Origin of the sequence: Microbacterium sediminis, assembly GCF_004564075.1 — a bacterium.
Lineage (GTDB): Bacteria > Actinomycetota > Actinomycetes > Actinomycetales > Microbacteriaceae > Microbacterium > Microbacterium sediminis.
Genome location: NZ_CP038256.1, coordinates 2,543,906 through 2,562,398, shown reverse-complemented (window position 1 = coordinate 2,562,398; position 18,493 = coordinate 2,543,906). Strand labels below are relative to the sequence as shown.

Annotated in this window: 14 protein-coding genes; 8 read left to right on the top strand and 6 right to left on the bottom strand. The window is 71.7% G+C overall.

From position 1 onward, the window contains the following. Positions 1-5 precede the first annotated feature (5 nt). From lplAB to E3O41_RS12250, 4 genes are all read left to right on the top strand, one after another. Positions 6-1,055, top strand: coding sequence for a lipoate-protein ligase LplAB (gene lplAB / locus E3O41_RS12265; RefSeq protein WP_135012480.1), 1,050 nt, complete (start codon positions 6-8; stop codon positions 1,053-1,055). Further along, positions 1,045-1,929, top strand: a complete 885-nt coding sequence (locus tag E3O41_RS12260) for a DNA-methyltransferase (RefSeq protein WP_244927247.1) — start codon at positions 1,045-1,047, stop codon at positions 1,927-1,929. The genes lplAB and E3O41_RS12260 overlap by 11 nt, the downstream gene beginning before the upstream one ends. A gap of 35 nt (positions 1,930-1,964) precedes the next feature. After that, positions 1,965-2,951: an LLM class F420-dependent oxidoreductase gene (locus tag E3O41_RS12255; protein WP_067025109.1), complete on the top strand. Its 987-nt coding sequence runs from the start codon at positions 1,965-1,967 to the stop codon at positions 2,949-2,951. Positions 2,952-3,148: 197 nt separating this feature from the next. Then, positions 3,149-4,489: an MFS transporter gene (locus E3O41_RS12250; RefSeq protein WP_067025386.1), complete on the top strand. Its 1,341-nt coding sequence runs from the start codon at positions 3,149-3,151 to the stop codon at positions 4,487-4,489. Between the two features lie 51 nt (positions 4,490-4,540). Here the strand turns inward: E3O41_RS12250 and E3O41_RS12245 are convergent, their stop codons facing one another. Continuing rightward, positions 4,541-6,685 (bottom strand): PhoX family protein, encoded by a 2,145-nt coding sequence (locus tag E3O41_RS12245; protein WP_083990866.1) that lies wholly within the window; start codon positions 6,683-6,685, stop codon positions 4,541-4,543. Positions 6,686-6,871: 186 nt separating this feature from the next. Between E3O41_RS12245 and E3O41_RS12240 the strand changes: the two genes are divergently transcribed. Next, positions 6,872-8,023: an AI-2E family transporter gene (locus tag E3O41_RS12240; protein WP_067025106.1), complete on the top strand. Its 1,152-nt coding sequence runs from the start codon at positions 6,872-6,874 to the stop codon at positions 8,021-8,023. A gap of 10 nt (positions 8,024-8,033) precedes the next feature. Here the strand turns inward: E3O41_RS12240 and E3O41_RS12235 are convergent, their stop codons facing one another. Together E3O41_RS12235 and pgm are read right to left on the bottom strand one after the other, a co-directional pair. After that, positions 8,034-9,638 (bottom strand): variant leucine-rich repeat-containing protein, encoded by a 1,605-nt coding sequence (locus E3O41_RS12235; protein WP_135012475.1) that lies wholly within the window; start codon positions 9,636-9,638, stop codon positions 8,034-8,036. Between the two features lie 204 nt (positions 9,639-9,842). After that, entirely contained in the window at positions 9,843-11,486 is a 1,644-nt protein-coding gene (gene pgm / locus E3O41_RS12230) for a phosphoglucomutase (alpha-D-glucose-1,6-bisphosphate-dependent) (protein ID WP_067025099.1), read from the bottom strand. A gap of 169 nt (positions 11,487-11,655) precedes the next feature. On the opposite strand from pgm, the gene E3O41_RS12225 reads away from it, so the two are divergent. Beyond that, a complete protein-coding gene (locus E3O41_RS12225; protein WP_158231518.1) occupies positions 11,656-12,189 on the top strand; it encodes a septum formation family protein in 534 nt (177 codons plus the stop codon). Between the two features lie 86 nt (positions 12,190-12,275). Beyond that, on the top strand, positions 12,276-13,229 hold the full coding sequence (gene pheA, locus E3O41_RS12220) for a prephenate dehydratase (RefSeq protein ID WP_135012473.1): 954 nt from the start codon (positions 12,276-12,278) through the stop codon (positions 13,227-13,229). A 9-nt stretch (positions 13,230-13,238) separates the two neighbouring features. Here the strand turns inward: pheA and E3O41_RS12215 are convergent, their stop codons facing one another. Then, positions 13,239-14,291 carry an LLM class flavin-dependent oxidoreductase gene (locus E3O41_RS12215; protein ID WP_135012471.1) on the bottom strand — a complete coding sequence of 351 codons (1,053 nt, stop codon included), beginning with the start codon at positions 14,289-14,291 and terminating at the stop codon, positions 13,239-13,241. A 207-nt stretch (positions 14,292-14,498) separates the two neighbouring features. On the opposite strand from E3O41_RS12215, the gene E3O41_RS12210 reads away from it, so the two are divergent. After that, entirely contained in the window at positions 14,499-16,259 is a 1,761-nt protein-coding gene (locus tag E3O41_RS12210; protein ID WP_135012469.1) for a cation:proton antiporter, read from the top strand. A gap of 68 nt (positions 16,260-16,327) precedes the next feature. Here the strand turns inward: E3O41_RS12210 and E3O41_RS12205 are convergent, their stop codons facing one another. Together E3O41_RS12205 and E3O41_RS12200 are read right to left on the bottom strand one after the other, a co-directional pair. After that, positions 16,328-16,888, bottom strand: coding sequence for a GNAT family N-acetyltransferase (locus E3O41_RS12205; RefSeq protein WP_067025083.1), 561 nt, complete (start codon positions 16,886-16,888; stop codon positions 16,328-16,330). Between the two features lie 150 nt (positions 16,889-17,038). After that, on the bottom strand, positions 17,039-18,457 hold the full coding sequence (locus E3O41_RS12200) for a dicarboxylate/amino acid:cation symporter (protein ID WP_135012467.1): 1,419 nt from the start codon (positions 18,455-18,457) through the stop codon (positions 17,039-17,041). Positions 18,458-18,493 lie beyond the last annotated feature (36 nt).

Here is an 18,493-nt window from a genome sequence, read left to right as displayed (position 1 = left end):
GGACCATGCACGGTGAGTTCAAGGTCCCGGGGGGAAAGCTCGTCGTCGTCGACCTCGAGGTCGCCGACGGGCGGATCAGCGACTTCCACCTCGCGGGCGACTTCTTCCTCGAGCCCGACGACGCGCTGCTCGACATCAACGCCGCCGTGAACGGGCTGCCCGACACCGCCGACGTCGCGCAGATCGCCGCCGCGGTGCGCGGCGCGCTGCCCGACGGGGCGCAGCTGCTGGGCTTCACGCCGGAGTCGGTCGGCACCGCGGTGCGCCGCGCGCTCGTGACCGCCGCCGACTGGCACGACTTCGCGTGGGAGATCGTCGACGACCCCGCCGTCTCTCCGATGATGAACCTCGCCCTCGACGAGGTGCTCACCGAGCGCGTGGGCGACGGGCGGCGCAAGCCGACCCTGCGCATCTGGGAGTGGGACGAGTCGGCCGTGGTGATCGGATCGTTCCAGTCGTACCGCAACGAGGTCGATCCCGAGGGGGCCGCCAAGCACGGCTTCCAGGTGGTGCGCCGGATCTCGGGCGGCGGGGCGATGCTCATGGGTGCCGAGCAGATCGTCACGTACTCGCTCTATGTGCCGGCCTCGCTCGTCGCGGGGCTGACGTTCGCCGACTCCTACGCGTTCCTCGACGACTGGGTGCTGCAGGCGCTGCGATCGCTCGGCATCGACGCCACGTATCAGCCGCTCAACGACATCACGAGCCCCAGCGGCAAGATCGGCGGCGCCGCGCAGAAGCGGCTCGCCAACGGCGGCGTGCTGCATCACGCCACGCTGAGCTACGACATCGACGGCCAGGTCCTGAACGAGGTGCTGCGGATCGGGCGCGAGAAGCTCAGCGACAAGGGCACCGTCTCGGCCGCCAAGCGCGTGGACCCGCTGCGCAGCCAGACCGGACTGCCCCGCCGGGCGATCATCGATCGCTTCATGGAGACGTTCGCGAGCTACGCGGGCGCGACCCGCGGCACGATCACGCCGGAGGAGTATGCGGCCGCCGAGGAGCTGGTGCGCACGAAGTTCTCGACCGACGCGTGGCTCCACCGTGTCCCCTGAACCCGGCCGCGTCACGATCCACCAGGCCGACAACCTCGACGTCGCCCGCGCGCTCCCCGATGGCGCGTTCACGCTCATCTACCTCGACCCGCCGTTCAACACGGGGCGCTCGCGCTCCCACCGCCCGCAGGCCCCCGCGCCGTCGGGCGCTGCCGAGCCCGTCCACGCGGGCTTCCGCGGGCGCGAGTACGCCCGCGTGCGGGGAGCCCTGCGGGAGTACGACGATCGGTTCGACGACTACTGGTCGTTCCTCGAGCCGCGGCTCACCGAGGCGTGGCGGCTGCTTGCCGCCGACGGCACCCTGTACGTGCACCTGGACTACCGCGAGGCGCACTACGCGAAGGTGCTGCTCGATGCCGTCTTCGGCCGCGACCGGTTCCTCAACGAGCTGATCTGGGCCTACGACTACGGCGCCAAGACCCGCCGCCGCTGGCCCACGAAGCACGACACGATCCTCGTGTACGTCAAGGATCCCGAGCGCTACTGGTTCGATTCCGACGCCGTCGATCGCGAGCCCTACATGGCGCCGGGCCTGGTCACGCCCGACAAGGCCGCCCGCGGCAAGCTGCCCACCGACGTGTGGTGGCACACGATCGTGCCGACCACCGGGCGCGAGCGCACCGGCTACCCCACGCAGAAGCCCGAGGGCATCCTGCGCCGCATCGTGCAGGCCTCCTCGCGGCCGGGCGATCACGTGCTCGACCTCTTCGCCGGCAGCGGCACGACGGGCGCGGTGGCCAGCGCGCTCGGCCGCCACGCGACGCTCGTCGACGACAACCCGGAGGCGATCCGCGTCATGCGCGAGCGGATCCCCCACGCCCACCTCGGCACGCTCGTGATGCCGCGCCGGGCCGACGCGGCGGGCATAGTCTGATCCCGACCCCCAGATCACGCGACGGAAGGACTCGCATGCGTTTCGGAATCTTCATCCCCCAGGGCTGGCGCTTCGATCTGGTGGGGATCGATCCCGCCGAGCACTGGCGCACGATGAACGGCCTGGCGCAGCGCGCCGACGCCGGTCCGTGGGAGTCGATCTGGGTGTACGACCACTTCCACACCACGCCCGTTCCGAGCGCGGAGGCCACGCACGAGGCCTGGACCCTGATGTCGGCCTTCGCCGCGTCGACGAGCCGCGTCCGCCTCGGCCAGATGTGCACGTGCATGGGCTACCGCAACCCGGCCTACCTCGCCAAGGTGGCCGCCACCGTCGATCACGTCTCGGGCGGTCGCGTCGAGATGGGCATCGGCGCCGGCTGGTACGAGCACGAGTGGCGCGCCTACGGCTACGGCTTCCCCGAGGCCCCCGAGCGCCTGCGCATGCTGCGCGAGGGCGTCGACATCATGCAGCAGGCGTGGCTCACCGGCAAGGCCACGCTCGACGGCGAGTTCTACCAGGTCGACGGTGCGATCGTGCAGCCCCTGCCGCTCCAGGACGGCGGCATCCCGTTCTGGATCGCGGGTGGTGGCGAGAAGGTCACGCTGCGGATCGCGGCGCAGTACGCCTCGTACACCAACTTCTCGGGCGACCTCGAGGGCTTCCAGGCCAAGAGCGCGATCCTGCGCGGCCACACCGACCGGATCGGCCGTGACTTCTCCGAGATCACGCGCTCGGCCAACTACAACACGGTGATCGGCGAGACCGAGGCCGAGGTCGAGGAGCGCCTCGCCGCGATCGAGGCGCGGCTCGCCCCGCACCTGGGCGACAAGCTCGAGGGCGTGATGGCCGGCTACCGCGCCCCGGGGGCGCTCGTCGGCACCGTCGAGCAGGTGACCGAGAAGCTCGCCGCGGTGGGCGAGGCGGGCCTCGCCTACGCGATCACGTACTTCCCCGAGGCGGCCTACGACCCCTCCGGCATGGAGCTGTTCGAGCAGAAGGTGATCCCGGCGCTCGGCTGAGGCTTGCTGTCGAGGACCCCGGGCGCGCGGCGCTCGGGGTCCTCGCCGTTTCGAATGTCGGTCGTGGGCCCTACTGTGGCGGCAGACGACCCTCGCACGAAACGGAGTGACGCGCCGTGTCCGACCCCATCCACCCCGGCCAGGGCGAGCCGGCCCCGCCCGCCGCCCACGTTGCGGTTCCCGAGAACGGGTTCCGCATGTTCCTGCATGTGCTGGTGAACACCGCCGTCGCGAACATCACGACGAGCTTCCTGTGGTTCGCGCTCACCTTCTGGATCTACGCCGAGACCCGCAACGTCATCGCGACCGGCGTGATCGGCGGCGCCTACATGCTGTTCGTGTCGGTGTTCAGCATGTTCTTCGGCACGCTCGTCGACCGCTTCCGGAAGAAGCCGGTCATGGTGTGGGCCACGTTCATCGCGCTCATCGTGTTCATCCTCGACTCGGCCTACTTCTTCTGGGTCGGCGAGGGCGCGATCACCGATCTCACCGGCCCCGCCTTCTGGATCTTCGCCGTCGTGATGCTCGCCGGCGCGGTGGTCGAGCAGCTGCGCAACATCGCGCTGTCCACGACGGTCACGCTGCTCGTGCCCGACGACAAGCACGCCAACGCCAACGGCCTCGTCGGCACCGTGCAGGGCCTCGCCATGCTCGTCACGAGCGTCTTCAGCGGCCTGTCGGTCGGGTTCCTCGGCATGGGGTGGACCCTGGTGATCGGCGTCACGGCGCTCGCCCTGACGATGCTGCACCTGCTGACGCTGCGGATCCCCGAGCGCGAGATCGTGCACGTGGAGCAGGTGACCAAGTGGGTCGACATCCGCGGCGGCTGGCGCGCCGTGCTCGCGGCGCCGGGCCTGTTGGCGCTCGTGCTGTTCACCACGCTCAACAACTTCGTCGGCGGCATCTACATGGCGCTCATGGACCCCTACGGCATCGACCTGTTCGGCGTGCAGGGGTGGGGCATCTGGTTCGCGGTGGCGTCGACGGGCTTCATCGTCGGCGGCTCGATCATCGGCGCCCGCGGCCTCGGCCGGCAGCCCATCCGCACGATGCTCATCGTCGCCGCCGGCATCGGCGTGGTCGGGGCGCTGTTCGGCATCCGCGAGTGGGGCTGGCTGTTCATCGTGGGCATCTGGGTGTACTTCGCCTTCGTGCCCGCCGTGGAGGCCGCCGAGCAGACCGTCATCCAGCGCGTGGTGCCCTACGAGAAGCAGGGCCGCGTGTTCGGCTTCGCCATGACGTTCGAGGCCGCATCCGCCCCGATCACTGCGCTGCTGATCGCGCCGATCGCGCAGGTCTGGATCATCCCGTACATGCGCACCGACGCGGGTCAGGCCCAGTGGGAGTGGCTGCTCGGCACGGGCCAGTCGCGCGGCATCGCGCTGCTGTTCCTCATCGGCGGCGCGATCTGCACCGTGCTGGCGCTGCTGGCCTTCCTCACGCCGCAGTACCGGCTGCTGGCCCGCCAGTACGAGGCGAGCGCCCCGGCCGCCGGGGTGGAGCCGGCCGGTGCCGAGGACGGCCGAACAACCGCGTGACACGACGATGGCCCGGGCCGTGAGGCCCGGGCCATCGTGGTCGAGCGCGCGTCAGGCGCGCGTCACCTGCACGACCGAGGGACGGGGGCCGCCCCACTTGCCGCCCTCGAGTGCGCCGGCGGGGACGTAGTCGGGGAAGTAGGAGTTCTGCGCCTCCCACGATCCCTCCTCGCCCGGGTGCTGCACGGCGACGAACACGCTCTGGTCGGTGTCGTGGATGACCGGGCCGCACGTCTCGGCGTCGCGCGGCACCGCCAGGAACTGCTGCACGTTGCCGCGCTCGGCGCCCTCGAGCGGCACGCGGAACAGGCCGTCGTTGTAGCCGATCGTGCCCGGCTGGCCGTCGGTCGAGATCCACAGGTTGCCGGCCGAGTCGAACGCGAGGTTGTCGGGGCACGAGATCGGCGACACCTGGTCGGCGGGGAAGCCCGCGAAGTACGTCAGCGCGTTCACCGACGGGTCGCCGGCGAGGATGAGGATGCTCCAGCCGAACGTCGTGGCGGCGGCGTCCTCACCCGCCTCGGTGATCTCGATGACGTGACCGTCGCGGTTCACGTTGCGCGGGTTCACCTCGGTGGCGCCCTCGTTCGTGCCGGTGCCGCGCGCGGTGTTGTTCGTGCACGCCACGTACACGCGGCCGCTGCGCGGGCTGGGCTGGACATCCTCGCAGCGGTCCATCTTCGTGGCGCCCACGGCGTCGGCGGCGAGGCGCGTGAAGACCAGCACCTCGTCCGTCGTCACGCCGGGCACGACGCTCTCGTTGTCCACGACGAGCGGCACCCACTCGCCCGTGCCGTCGAACTGGCCGTCGGCGGGCAGCGCGCCCGTGCCGGTGATCTCCGACGCCGGCGAGTCGCCCGAGAAGCGGGCGACGTACAGGCTGCCGTTCGAGAGCAGCGTCTTGTTGTGCGCACGGGCCTTGGCGCTCTTGCCGGGGCGGAACGTGTCGCGCGAGACGAACTTGTAGAGGTAGTCGAACCGCTCGTCGTCGCCCATGTAGGCGACCGCGTGGCCCGAGGCCGAGATCGTGACGTTCGCGCCCTCGTGCTTCATGCGGCCCATCGCGGTGTGCTTCACCGGCGGCTCGTCGGGGTTCTCCGGGTCGACCTCGATGATCCAGCCGTGGCGGTGCGGCTCGTTCTCGTAGCCGGGCTGGCGGGCGTCGAAGCGCGCGTCCACGGCCTCCCAGCCGTAGCTCGACGCGTTCGGCGTGAGGCCGTAGCGGCGGCGGCCGCGCGCGGTGAGCGAGTCGCCCGTGTTCTCGGCGCGGAAGTAGCCGTTGAAGTTCTCCTCGCCCGAGAGCACCGTGCCCCAGGGGGTGGTGCCGCCGGCGCAGTTGCCGAACGTGCCGAGGATCGTCGTGCCGGCCGGGTCGTCCTGGGTCTTGAGCAGGTCCGAGCCCGCCGCGGGGCCGTCGACGGCGAACGGCGTCGACGCCGTGATGCGGCGGTTGCGCGGCGCGCCCACGACATAGCGCCACGTGCTGCCCTTGTGCTTGCGCTCGAGTTCGACGATCGACATGCCGTGCGCGGCCATCGTCACGCGCAGCTGCTCGAGGCGCTCCTCCTCGGTCGCCGCGGGCGGGAACATGATCGGCGCGTTGGTGTACTCGTTGTTGGCCACGAGCACCGCGCGCTTGCCGTTCGGGTGGGCGATGATGTCGAGGTAGTCGCAGTTGTAGCCGAACTGGCGGGCCTGCTTCTCGGCGGTCTGCTGCATCGGGTCGAATGCGTCGGCCGCGTCGAAGATCGGGTCGCCCCAGCGGATGATCGGGTCCCAGCGGAAGCCCTCGGGCACCGTGAAGGCGTCGACGGTGTAGGGCACCGGGGCGATCGGCGTGAAGCCGAACGCGGCCCCGCCCTTGCCGGCCGGCACCGCGGCCGAGGCCGCCTGGCCGCCGCCGACCACGTTCGCGCCGATGACGATCGCGGCCGCCGCGGCGGCACCGCCGGTCAGCGCCGCGCGGCGGCTGAGCACCGCGTTCGCGATGTCGCGGAAGTAGCCGTTCTCGCTCGTGTTCGGGGCGGGGTGGAAGCAGGCGTTGTCGCACTTGTACAGACAGGTCACGGCGCTGCGCTTGCCGTGGGTGCGGCCGCTCATCAGGAGGTTGAGCAGCGGTCGGCGCTCCGGCTGCGGCGTGGCGCCGCCCTGGTCGTCGGCGGGTGAGGACGTGGGGGGTTCCAGGAGAAGGCTCATGTGGCCCATGGTGATCCGCGGATTCTTATCCGCGACGGACCGGCGAGTGAACCGACGGTGAACCAGGGGTGACCACCGCGCGATCCGCGTGTCCGCTCCCCAGATCGTGTCCGGGCAGGGTTGGGCTCGGCGATTCGCACGACCTCCCCAGCCCACACCCGACCCGGAAACCGGCAGGATGGGCGCATGGTGTTCACGAGGAAGCGCTCCGCCCCGGCCCCGGTCGTCGTGCCGACGCAGCCGCCCAGCCGCGCCCGCGCCGCGTGGTCCGACGGCCTCGGGCTGATCGCCATCCGCTCGGTGCAGATCATCGCGATCGTGCTCCTGGCGGCGGGCATCATCTGGGGCCTGCAATCGCTGACCGTCGTGGTGATCCCTGTGATCCTCGCCCTGATCTTCGCGGCCGCGTTCGAGCCGGTCATGGCCTGGCTGCGCCCCCGGATCCCCTCGGTGCTGGCCACCGTGATCCTGCTGCTGGCGATCGTCGTGGTGATCGGCGGGATAGTCTGGGCGATGGTGGCCGCCGTGCGCAGCCAGTGGGCCGACCTCTACGCCAGCGCGCAGGCGGGCATCGACCAGGTGATCGCCTGGGTCAACACGCTGCCGTTCGCGCCCTCGCAGGATCAGATCGACGAGTGGATGACGTCGCTGCAGGAGTTCCTCACGAGCGCCCAGTTCGGCAGCAGCGTGGGCTCGGGCGCGGTGGCGGGCGTGGGCGTGGTGGCGAACTTCGTCACCGGCTTCGTGCTGATGATCGTGGTGCTGTTCTTCTTCCTCAAGGACGGGCCGGCGATCTGGTCGTTCCTGCTGCGCCCGTTCGAGGGCGAGGCCTACGGGCGGATGCGCCGCATCGGCAGCAAGACGATCGACACCCTGGGCTCGTACGTGCGCGGCACGGCGGCCGTGGCGGCCGTCGACGCGATCGGCATCGGCATCGGCCTATTCGTGCTGCAGGTGCCGCTCGCGCTGCCGCTGACCCTCGTGGTGTTCCTGCTGGCGTTCATCCCGATCGTGGGCGCGACGGCGGCCGGCATCCTGGCCGCGCTGGTCGGGCTCGTCGACGGCGGCATCTGGACGGCGGTGATCATCGTGGCGATCGTCGTGGTCGTGAACCAGCTCGAGGGCAACTTCCTGCAGCCCGTGCTGATGGGCCGCGCCCTCAAGCTGCACAGCCTCGTGATCCTGTTCGCGCTGACGATCGGCACCGTGCTCTCGGGCATCCTCGGCGCGGTGCTCGCCGTGCCGATCGCCGCCGTCGCGTGGGGCATCGTGCAGGTCTGGGACGGCCCCGACCTCCCGGCCCGCTGGGCGCGCCGCAAGCAGCGCACCGCGCGCTGAGCCGCGCGGCTCAGGGCTCCATCAGCTCGCTGAGGTCGCCGTCCTCGGCCGCCGCCGCGAACCCGTCGAGCGCCCGCTCGATCGCCCGTCCGAGCGTGGCCAGCGGGCTGAACTGCCAGCCGCCGTCGACCTCGGACACGATGCCGACCGGGGTGTCCAGGCCCAGCTCCGCCGCGAAGGGCAGCTCGTCCAGGCACGACGGCCGCGCGTCGCGCGCGGTGACGCAGCCGTCCTCGTAGCTGCCCACGTCGAGGCCGTGCTGCGCCAGCGAGACCGCGTCGATCGCGAACACCGCGTCGCCCGAGCCGGGGACCCACGTCTCGCGGTGATCGGTGACCTCGTACCCCGACGGCAGATCGAGCGAGAGGCCGCGCCCGTACAGCGACAGCAGCCGGCGCTCGGCCAGCGGCAGCCGCTCGACGAACGGTTCCATCTCGCCCGTGCTCTGCCACGCGTTGAAGCCGGCGATCGCGTCGTCCAGCGCCGCCTCCGCCGATGCCGACGGCACGGCGTCGATCACGGCGTCGCCGATGACGTCGTCGCGCTGCGCTCCCGCGAAGCCGGTGAGCCCGCCGTCGGCGAGCGTGAGGAGCGGGCTGAGGTACCAGCCGCCCTCGTCGACCACGATCGCCTGGGCCGGGGTGATGCCGTCGGCATCCACCTCGTCGGCGAAGTCGATCGACACCGGGAAGGCATCGTCGATCCCGGCGACGAGATCGGCGCGACCGCGCTCGAGCTCCGCCTCGATCTGGTCGGGATCCATGCCGGAGTACTCGGCGAACGTCTCGGCGTGGGCCCGCGCGAACGCCTCCATGACGTCGGCCAGGGCCTCGACGTCCGCGTCGATGGTGAGCGAGCCGTCGACGATGCCGACCCGCGCCACGCCCTCGGCGATCGTGGTCTCGTCGTACACGAGATCCTCGGCGTCGATCGAGATGGCGGCGTAGGCGTCGGCCAGGTAGTCGTCGTACGCGATGTCGCCAAAGCGGATGCCGGCGGCCGACTCGGCGATGCCCGAGAACACCTCCGCCTCGCTCGGGGCGATCAGCGACAGCGCGCCGAGCAGGTTGTCGCCCGTGACCACGTCGACGAGCTTCTCCACGGCGCCGGTGGGGGTGGCGGCGCCGCGCGGAGCGAAGAGGCTCCACGCGATCGCCCCGCCACCGCCCAGGACGATCACCGTGCCGGCGGCGATCGCGCCGATGAGCAGACCGCGCCGGCGCTTCCGTGCCGGGGCAGGAGCCGGGGTGCCGGGTGCCGGGGTGCCGGGTGCCGGGGCGGGAGCCGGGGTGCCGGGCGCGGAAGCCGCGGTGCCGGGTGCCGGGGCGGGAGAGGCGGGCGACGGCGCGTCGGGAGCCCCGGGAGCCGCCGGCGCCGGTCCGCGCCCTGCTGCGCCGGGAGCCGCCGGGGCCGGTCCGGCCAGGCGCCGGGCCGCGGCGGCGCGGGCCTCGGGCGCGCCGTGCTGCGCGAGCCACGCGACCAGCTCGGGGTGCGCGTTGGGGTGCGACGCCACGGCGGCACCGAGGTCGGGGCGCGTCGACGCGAGCTGCGTCAGCTCCGCCGCGGTCATCGTCGGGGGCAGGACGGCGCTGGGGCCGTTCGGGGGCAGCGACATGGCTCGAACTCCGCTCGTCGGGCGCGCGTGGGCGCGCCGCCTCATTCAAGCAGCGAGGGACGATCCGATGCGGGCCGGCACGGGGGGAGTGCTGCCCATCGGGCAGAGGTCCCCGCCGCGGGCTGAGCCCGGGAAATCCGCAAGTCTCTGTCAAATCTGCGCGCGATCGCGCCCGGATTCAGCAGAGACTTGCGGACTTGTGGCTCAGGAGCCGAAGGCCGCGTCGATCACGGCGCGCGCCTCGGCCTGCACCTGCGCCAGGTGCTCCGGGCCGCGCAGCGACTCGGCGTAGAGCTTGTAGACGTCCTCGGTGCCCGACGGGCGCGCGGCGAACCACGCGTGCTCGGTCTGCACCTTGAGGCCGCCGATCGCGGCGCCGTTGCCCGGCGCCTCCGTGAGCTTGGCCGTGATGGGCTCGCCGGCGAGCTCGGTCGCCGTGACCGACTCGGGGGAGAGCTTCTTGAGGATCGCCTTCTGCTCGGCGCTCGCCGGGGCGTCCACGCGGGCGTACGACGAGGCGCCGAACTGGGCCTCGAGCTCCGCGTAGCGCTGCGACGGCGTCTTGCCCGTCACGGCCGTGATCTCGGCGGCCAGCAGGCACAGCAGGATGCCGTCCTTGTCGGTGGTCCACACCGATCCGTCCTGGCGCAGGAACGAGGCGCCCGCGGACTCCTCGCCGCCGAAGGCGACCGAACCGTCGAGCAGACCCGGCACGAACCACTTGAACCCGACGGGCACCTCGACGAGGCGTCGTCCCAGCGCCTCGGTGACGCGATCGATCATCATCGACGACACGAGCGTCTTGCCCACGGCGGCGTCCGCGCGCCAGCCGGGCCGGTGCGCGTAGAGGTAGTCGATCGCGACGGCGAGGTAGTGGTTCGGGTTCATCAGCCCGGCGTCGGGGGTGACGATGCCGTGGCGGTCGGCGTCGGCGTCGTTGCCGGTGAGCAGGTCGAACTCGTCGCGGCGCGCGACGAGCGCGGCCATGGCGTTCGGCGACGACGGATCCATGCGGATCTTCTCGTCCCAGTCGAGGGTCATGAAGCGCCAGGTGGGATCGACGTCGGGGTTCACGACGGTGAGGTCGAGCCCGTAGATCTCGGCGATCAGCTGCCAGTACTCCACCGACGCCCCGCCGAGCGGGTCCGCGCCGATGCGGACGTCCGCCGAGCGGATCGCGTCCATGTCGATGATCGTCGCGAGGTCGCGCACGTAGGCGTCGCGGAAGTCGTAGCCGTCGAGCGCGTCGGCGTCGAGGTCGGCGAAGCGCACGCGGCGCACGCCCTCCAGGCCCGCCTCGATGAGCTCGTTGGCGCGCGCGGCGATCCAGTCGGTCGCGTCGGTGTCGGCGGGGCCGCCGTGCGGCGGGTTGTACTTGAAGCCGCCATCGGCCGGCGGGTTGTGGCTGGGCGTCACGACGATGCCGTCGGCGCGGGCCGGATCGGCGGCGTCGCGGCCGCGGTTGTGGGTGAGGATCGCGTGGCTGAGCGCCGGGGTCGGCACCCAGGAGTCGCGGGAGTCGATGCGCACGTCGACGCCGTTGCCGACGAGCACCTCGATCGCGCTGCGCTCGGCGGGCAGCGAGAGCGCGTGGGTGTCGCGCCCGAGGAAGAGCGGGCCGGCGATGCCCTCGCGGTTGCGGTAGTCCACGATCGCCTGCGTCGTGGCGAGGATGTGCACCTCGTTGAAGCCGCCGTTCAGGCTCGAGCCGCGGTGGCCGCTCGTGCCGAACACCACCCGCTGGGCCGGCACGGTCGGGTCGGGCTTCACGTCGTAGTACGCGCCGATCAGTGCGTCGATGTCGGTGAGGTCGCTGGCCTCGGCGGGCTGTCCTGCGCGGCTCGTCATGCCTCCAGTCTGCCAGGGTTCGTTACCGAACGGTTATCGGCTGCCTGTGGATCCCGTGCCGCGGAGTGCCCGGGGCGATGTGCGGGTCGGGCAGATCTCCCCGTATCGCGTGGGCAGCGTGATCGATAGCCTGGCCGCGCAATCACACGCACGATCGGAGAACCACCTGATGCCTCGACCCACCCTCATGCGCACCGTCCTGACCACGGGCGCGATCCTGTTCGCGACGGCATCGATCGCCGGCTGCTCCGCCGTCTCCGACCTGCTCGACTCCGGCGGCGCCCAGCGTGACGAGGAGACCAACGAGGTCACCGAGGAGGGCACCGACTCGGTCTTCGAGATCTCGGTGGGCGACTGCCTGCTCGAGCCCGACGGCGAGGAGGTCTCCGACGTCACGGTCGTGCCGTGCGACGAGCCCCACGACTACGAGTTCTTCCACGAGTTCGATCTGCCCGAGGGCGAGTGGCCCGGCAACGAGGCCGTGTGGGAGCAGGCCAACGCCGGCTGCGAGGCGGAGTTCGAGAACTTCGCCGGTATCGCGTTCCAGGACTCCGCGACGCTCTGGTACAACAACTTCACGCCCACCGAGGGCACGTGGGGCGACGGCGACCGCCTCGTGCAGTGCCTCATCTACGAGGCCTCCGACGAGCAGGGCCAGGAGATCGTCCAGGTCACCGGCACCCTCGCGGGCGCCGCGCGCTGACCTCACGACCGACGGCGGCGGGCTCGGGCAACCGGGTCCGCCGCCGTCGTCTGCGCCCGCGGGGCGCCCGGGATACGCTTGCGTGCATGTCGACGGATGCACCCGAACGCCGCACCTACAGCTACCTCGGGCCCGCCGGCACCTTCACGGAGAGCGCGCTCGCGCAGGTGCCCGAGGCGCGCGGTCAGGTGTGGAAGCCCGTGCACAACGTGGGCGAGGCGCTCGCCGACGTGGCCGAGGGCACGAGCGATGCCGCGATGATCGCGATCGAGAACACCGTCGAGGGCGGGGTCTCCAGCGCGCAGGACGCGCTGGCCGAGACGCCGGGCCTGCGGATCATCGGCGAGTACCTCGTGCCGGTCTCGTTCGTGCTCGTGGCGCCGCGCGGCACGCGGCTGGAGGACGTGCAGGACGTCGCCGCGCACCCCGTCGCCTACGCGCAGTGCCTCGCCTGGCTCGGGCGGAACGTGCCGGGGCACCGATCCGTGGTCGCGGGGAGCAACGTCGCCAGCGCCCTCGGGGTGCTCGACGGCTCGCTGCCCGCGCAGGCGGCGATCGCCGCCCCCGGCGTGGCCGACCACTACGACGTCGAGGTGCTGGCCGAGAACATCGGCGACAACGAGCACGCCGTCACGCGCTTCGTGCTCGTGACCCGCACCGTCGCGCCGGCCGAGCCGACGGGTGCCGACAAGACGTCGCTCATCGCCGAGCTGCCGGCCGAGCGATCGGGCGCGCTGCTCGAGATGCTCGAGCAGTTCGCCACGCGCGGCATCAACCTCAGCCTCATCCAGTCCCGGCCGATCGGCGACCGGATGGGCCGCTACCGCTTCGTCATCGACGCCGACGGGCACATCGCCGACGAGCGCATGGCCGACGCCCTCATGGGCCTGAAACGCTTCAGCCCGAACGTCATCTTCCTCGGCTCGTACCCGCGGGCCGATCGGAAGATCGTGCAGTACCCCGACCGCTACAGCGACGAGGCGTTCGCCGACGCCCGCGACTGGCTGCGCGGCCTGCTCTCGGGCGAGCCCGACGCCTGAGCCGCGGCGCTACCGCAGGGCGGCGGCGAGCAGCTCGAGCGTCTGCAGGCGGCCGGCGGGGGAGTCCAGTCCCTCGCGCTCGTACGAGCCGGCGACGGGCGAGATCATGACCTCGTCGACCTCGTGCTTCGCCGCGAACTCGCGCAGCGTCGTGGCCACCTCGTCGGCGGTGCCGATGAACCAGCGCTGCGTGGTCTGATCGATCATCGACTGCTCGAGCGCATCGGTCGGCTCGGCGATCGCCTCCTCGACCGTCGGCAGCGGCGTCATGGGCTTGTTCGTGCGCATCCGCGCGAACTGCCGCGCCTGGGGCAGCGCGCGCTCGCGTGCCTCCTCGGCGGTGGGCGCGACGATCACGTTGGCGGTGATGAACGAGCGCGGGGCGGGGCGCTCCTCGGTGGCCTGGAAGCCGCTGCGGTACAGCGCCATCGCGCGCTCGAGGCCGTCGCCGGCGAAGTGGTTCGCGAACACGTAGGGGAGCCCGAGCTGCGCCGCCAGCTGCGCGGAGTAGTCGCTCGAGCCCAGCAGCCACACCTCGGGCACGTCGGTCGCGTTCGGCGTGGCGTGCACGGCGTACTCGCCGCCCGAGACGAAGCGCACCGTGGCGCCCTGGGGGCTGGCGAGCGAGATGATGTCGGTCACGTGCTCGGGGAAGCGCTCGACGTCGCTCGTGGTGCCCGATCGGCGCAGCAGCTGCGTGATCACCGGGTCGCTGCCGGGGGCGCGGCCGATGCCGAGGTCGATGCGTCCCGGGGCCAGCGCGGACAGCGCCGCGAACTGCTCGGCCACGATGAGGGGCGAGTGGTTGGGCAGCATCACGCCGCCCGAGCCCACGCGGATCCGCTCGGTCACGCCCGCGGCGGCCGCGATCAGCACGGGCGGCGACGTCGAGGCCACCGAGGGCATGTTGTGGTGCTCGGCGAACCAGTAGCGGCGGAAGCCCAGCTCGTCGGCCCGGCGGGCGAGCGCGAGCGAGGCGGCCACCGCCTGTGCGCTGGTCTGCCCCGTGCGGACCGGCACGAGGTCGAGGACGGACAGGGCGGGGGCGGCGATCTCAGGCATCACGATCATCCAACCGCCCCGCCCCCGCGTGCATTCCCCGGCCCGGCCGCGGTGTGCGACGCAACAGCGCAGATCTGCGATTCGGCGCATCGCATCGCCCCCGCGTCTGCGCCGAATCGCCGATCTGCGCTGCAACGCCGACCGATCGCGGCGCGGAGACCGACCGGCCCAGGGCGGCGCGCAGGAGGGCGCCGATAGGGTCGATCCATGGGTGTGGAGCTGTTCTACGTGCTGGTCGGATCGGTCGCCGTGGCGGCGTTCGCCCGATGGCGCGGCTGGCCCGCCCCGCTCCTCGTCACGGCCGTGGCGCTCGTCGTCTCGCTGCTGCCGTTCGTGCCCGAGGTCGAGATCGACGGCCACCTGCTGCTCAACCTCACCCTGCCGCCGCTGCTGTACTCGGCCGCGCTGGACTCATCGTTCCTCAGCTTCAAGTACTCGCTGCCGCACATCCGCCGCCTGGGCATCGGCCTCGTGCTCGTCACCGCCGTGGCGGTCGGGCTCGTGGCGTGGTGGATCATGCCCGAGCTCGGCCTCGCGGGCGCGCTGCTGCTCGGCGCGATCGTGGGTCCGCCCGACGCCGTCTCGGCCGCGTCGATCGGACGCAAGCTGGGCCTGCCGCGGCGGGTGATGAACGTCATGAGCGGCGAGAGCCTCATCAACGACGCCACCTCGCTCACGCTGGTGCGGGTGTTCGCCGCGATCGTGGCCGGCGCGACCGTGACGGTGTGGCAGGGCATCTGGGAGTTCGTGCTCGCGGTGGGCCTCGGCGTCGGGATCGGGCTGGTCTTCGGCATCGTGCTGCACCAGCTGCGCATGCGCTTCGACGACGCCACCGTCACCGGCACGTTCGGCCTGCTCATGCCGTTCGGCGCCTACGCGATCGCGGAGCACCTGCACGGATCCGGCGTGCTCGCGGTCGTCGCCATGGGCTTCTACGTCGGCTACCACGCCCCACGCACGGCCTACACCACGCGGCAGCAGGACACCCCGCTGTGGCACTCCGTCGACTTCCTGCTCGAGAGTTTCGTCTTCGCGTACGTCGGCCTGCAGCTGCCCACGGTGATCGCCGAGCTGTCCAGCACCAGCGGATCGCGGACGATCCTCATCGCGATCGCCGTGCTGCTGGTCGTGATCGTCGTGCGTCCGATCTTCGTCTTCGCCTCGTACGCCTGGGGCCAGCTGTGGCAGCGCATGCGGCTCATGCGCTTCAAGCACGCCGCCGAGGAGTACCGTGCCAACCCCGACAGCCCGCGGGCCCGCGCCATCCGCCGCCGGAAGGAGCGGGCGCTCGCGCGGCTCGGCGGCGCGACCCCGACGAGGGAGGCGCTGCGGCGGCGCGTGGTCGAGCCGGTGCTGTCGCGGCGCGAGCGCGTGGTGATCTCGTGGGCGGGCATGCGCGGCGTGGTCACGCTCGCGATGGCGGCCGCACTGCCCGACCTGACCGAGCACCGCATGGTCGATGGGCACGTCGAGGTTCTCGTCGCCGTCGCGTTCGTCGTCACGGTCGGCACGCTGCTGCTGCAGGGGCTCACGCTCACGCCGCTCATCCGCGGGCTCGGCGTCACGGCCGAGGCCGAGCGGCGATCGGACGAGGCGGAGGTCGCCCGCATGCGCAAGCTCTCGCGCGACGCCGGTCTCGAGTACCTGCGCGAGCAGCAGCAGCAGTGGATCGATCGGCATGGTGAGGACAGCGTCGAGGGCTTCAAGCGCTTCGCCCGCGCCATGGTGCGTGTCGAGCGCGGCGCCGACAACGCCGATCGCGACCTCGAGGCGGCGCAGAAGGCCGGCGCCGTCGGCTACGACGACCTCGTGGAGCTGTCGAAGGGTTGGCTCGCCGTGCGACGCCGCGTGCTGCTGGACGAGTGCCGCGCGGGCAACCTCAGCGAGGAGGTCATGCGCGAGCTGTTCGTCGCTATGGACGCCGAGGAGCTCGCCCTCGACACCCGCAGCTTCCTCCGCGGTGAGTGATCAGTCGGCGCGGACGAGCAGATCGCCGGAGGCGCCCCGGTCCTCCGCGAGGCGGCGGTGGCGTTGGGTCACGGGGCCGGCGGCCATCCGGGCTTCGGCTCGTGCGTCATCCCCCGCGAGTAGATGCCGTGCCAGGAGTCGACGCGACGGCCGTCGCGTCCCGGCACATGTCCGGGGCCGGAGCCGGTGAAGGCGAAGCCTGCCTTCTCCGCGGTGCGCGCGGAGGCGTGGTTGCCGATGCGCGTCTCCCAATGGATCCGGTCCGCCGATCCTCGCTCGAGGACCGCGTCGACCACGGCGCTGAGCGCCTCGCTCATCACGCCGCGCCCGCGGTGCGGCGCTCCGAGCCAGTAGCCGACGTCCGGGAGCGCGAAGCGCACGCCGATCATCCCCATCAGGGGAGCACCGTGGCCTGGACGAACCGCCCACGTCCACTCGTCATCGGCGCGCCACCCGGCGGGGACGAACTCGCGGACGAAGCGCTCCGCATCGTCACGCGAATAGGGCCATGGGGTCACCATGTAGCGCTCGAACAGCGGGTCGGCGCAATACTCGGCGATGGCGTCGATGTCCGACTCCTCGGGCTGATCGAGGAGGAGGCGCCCCGTGCGGATGACGAACGGATCCATCGAGCCAGTAAACCGGATCGGTGCCGGCGTGCGACGGATCGAGAGAGATCTCGGTTCTCGGGCAGGGATCGCGAACCCGCCCCTCCGGCCCCCGCCCGGAACGCGGATGGCCCGCCTCCCGGAGGAGACGGGCCATCGGCGTGAGCGGGATCAGCGGGCCGCGACGGGCTCCGCGGTGCCGGTCGCCTCGGCGTCCGAGACGGCCTCCGACTCGTCCTCGTCCTCGTCCTGGAAGGGCAGGCCCTCCCGCGGAGCGTTGTAGAGGTCGAGGTCGAGGATGCCCTCGCGCTTGGCGACGATCGCGGGGATGATCGCCTGACCCGTGACGTTGACCGCGGTGCGGCCCATGTCGAGGATCGGGTCGATCGCCAGCAGCAGGCCGACGCCCTCGAGCGGCAGGCCCAGCGTCGACAGCGTGAGCGTGAGCATCACGGTCGCGCCGGTGGTGCCGGCCGTGGCCGCCGAGCCGACGACCGAGACGAGCGCGATGAGCACGTACTGGATGAACGACAGCTCGATGTTGAAGAACTGGGCCACGAAGATCGCGGCGATCGCCGGGTAGATCGCGGCGCAGCCGTCCATCTTGGTCGTCGAGCCGAACGGCACGGCGAACGACGCGTACTCGCGCGGCACACCGAAGTTGCGCTCGGCCACGCGCTGCGTGAGCGGCAGGGTGCCGAGCGACGAGCGGCTCACGAAGCCGAACTGCGTCGCCGGCCACACGCCCGAGAAGTACTGCTTGACCGACAGGCCGTGGAACTTCACCAGCAGCGGGTAGACGACGAAGAACACCAGCGCCAGGCCGATGTAGATCGCGCCGGCGAACCACGCGAGCGAGGTGAGGCGCTCCCAGCCGTACTTCACGACGGCGGCGCCGATGAGGCCGAGCGTGCCGATCGGGGCGATGCGGATGATCCACCACACCACGCGCAGGATCACGCGCAGCAGCGACTCGGTGAAGGCGAGGAACGGCTCGGCCTTGCGGCCCGCGCGCAGCGCGGCCAGGCCGACGACGACCGAGACGACGATGATCTGCAGGATGTTGAACGACACCGAGCCACTGAAGGCCCCGGTCTCGGGGTCCACGCCACCGGAGACGCCCAGGCCGAGGAAGTTCTGCGGGACGAGGCCGATGAGGAAGTCCCACCACGTGCCGACGTGGCTCGGCTCGGCGGCCTCGAGGTCGCCGCCGGCGCGCTCGCCCGGGCGGATCACGAGGCCCAGCGCGATGCCGATGACGACCGAGATGAACGCGGTGATCGCGAACCACAGCAGCGTCTGGCCGGCCAGGCGGGCGGCGTTCTGCACGCGACGCAGGTTCGAGATGCTCGCGACGATCGCCGTGAACACGAGCGGCACGACGGCCGCGCGCAGGATCGTGACGTACGAGCTGCCGATCGTGTCGAGCGTCGTGAAGAGGGGGTTCGGGTTCTCCGCCGTCGCTCCAAGCTGGCGGGCGAGCAGGCCCAGCGCGATGCCGACGACGAGGGCCGCGATGACCTGGAATCCGAAGGACGCGTAGAAGGGCCGCTTCGCGCGCGCCTTTCTCGCGGTGGTGGTGGTGCTCATGGTTCTCCTGGTTCGGGAAGTGCGCAGAGGCACGGA

Coding starts and splice junctions, on each gene's coding strand:
- E3O41_RS12215 (WP_135012471.1), bottom strand. CDS start 14,291: ATGCCTGAGATCGCCGCCCCCGCCCTGTCCGTCCTCGACCTCGTGCCG.
- E3O41_RS12245 (WP_083990866.1), bottom strand. CDS start 6,685: ATGAGCCTTCTCCTGGAACCCCCCACGTCCTCACCCGCCGACGACCAG.
- pheA (WP_135012473.1), top strand. CDS start 12,276: ATGTCGACGGATGCACCCGAACGCCGCACCTACAGCTACCTCGGGCCC.
- lplAB (WP_135012480.1), top strand. CDS start 6: ATGCACGGTGAGTTCAAGGTCCCGGGGGGAAAGCTCGTCGTCGTCGAC.
- E3O41_RS12205 (WP_067025083.1), bottom strand. CDS start 16,888: ATGGATCCGTTCGTCATCCGCACGGGGCGCCTCCTCCTCGATCAGCCC.
- E3O41_RS12240 (WP_067025106.1), top strand. CDS start 6,872: ATGGTGTTCACGAGGAAGCGCTCCGCCCCGGCCCCGGTCGTCGTGCCG.
- E3O41_RS12255 (WP_067025109.1), top strand. CDS start 1,965: ATGCGTTTCGGAATCTTCATCCCCCAGGGCTGGCGCTTCGATCTGGTG.
- E3O41_RS12250 (WP_067025386.1), top strand. CDS start 3,149: ATGTTCCTGCATGTGCTGGTGAACACCGCCGTCGCGAACATCACGACG.
- E3O41_RS12200 (WP_135012467.1), bottom strand. CDS start 18,457: ATGAGCACCACCACCACCGCGAGAAAGGCGCGCGCGAAGCGGCCCTTC.
- E3O41_RS12210 (WP_135012469.1), top strand. CDS start 14,499: ATGGGTGTGGAGCTGTTCTACGTGCTGGTCGGATCGGTCGCCGTGGCG.
- pgm (WP_067025099.1), bottom strand. CDS start 11,486: ATGACGAGCCGCGCAGGACAGCCCGCCGAGGCCAGCGACCTCACCGAC.
- E3O41_RS12225 (WP_158231518.1), top strand. CDS start 11,656: ATGCCTCGACCCACCCTCATGCGCACCGTCCTGACCACGGGCGCGATC.
- E3O41_RS12235 (WP_135012475.1), bottom strand. CDS start 9,638: ATGTCGCTGCCCCCGAACGGCCCCAGCGCCGTCCTGCCCCCGACGATG.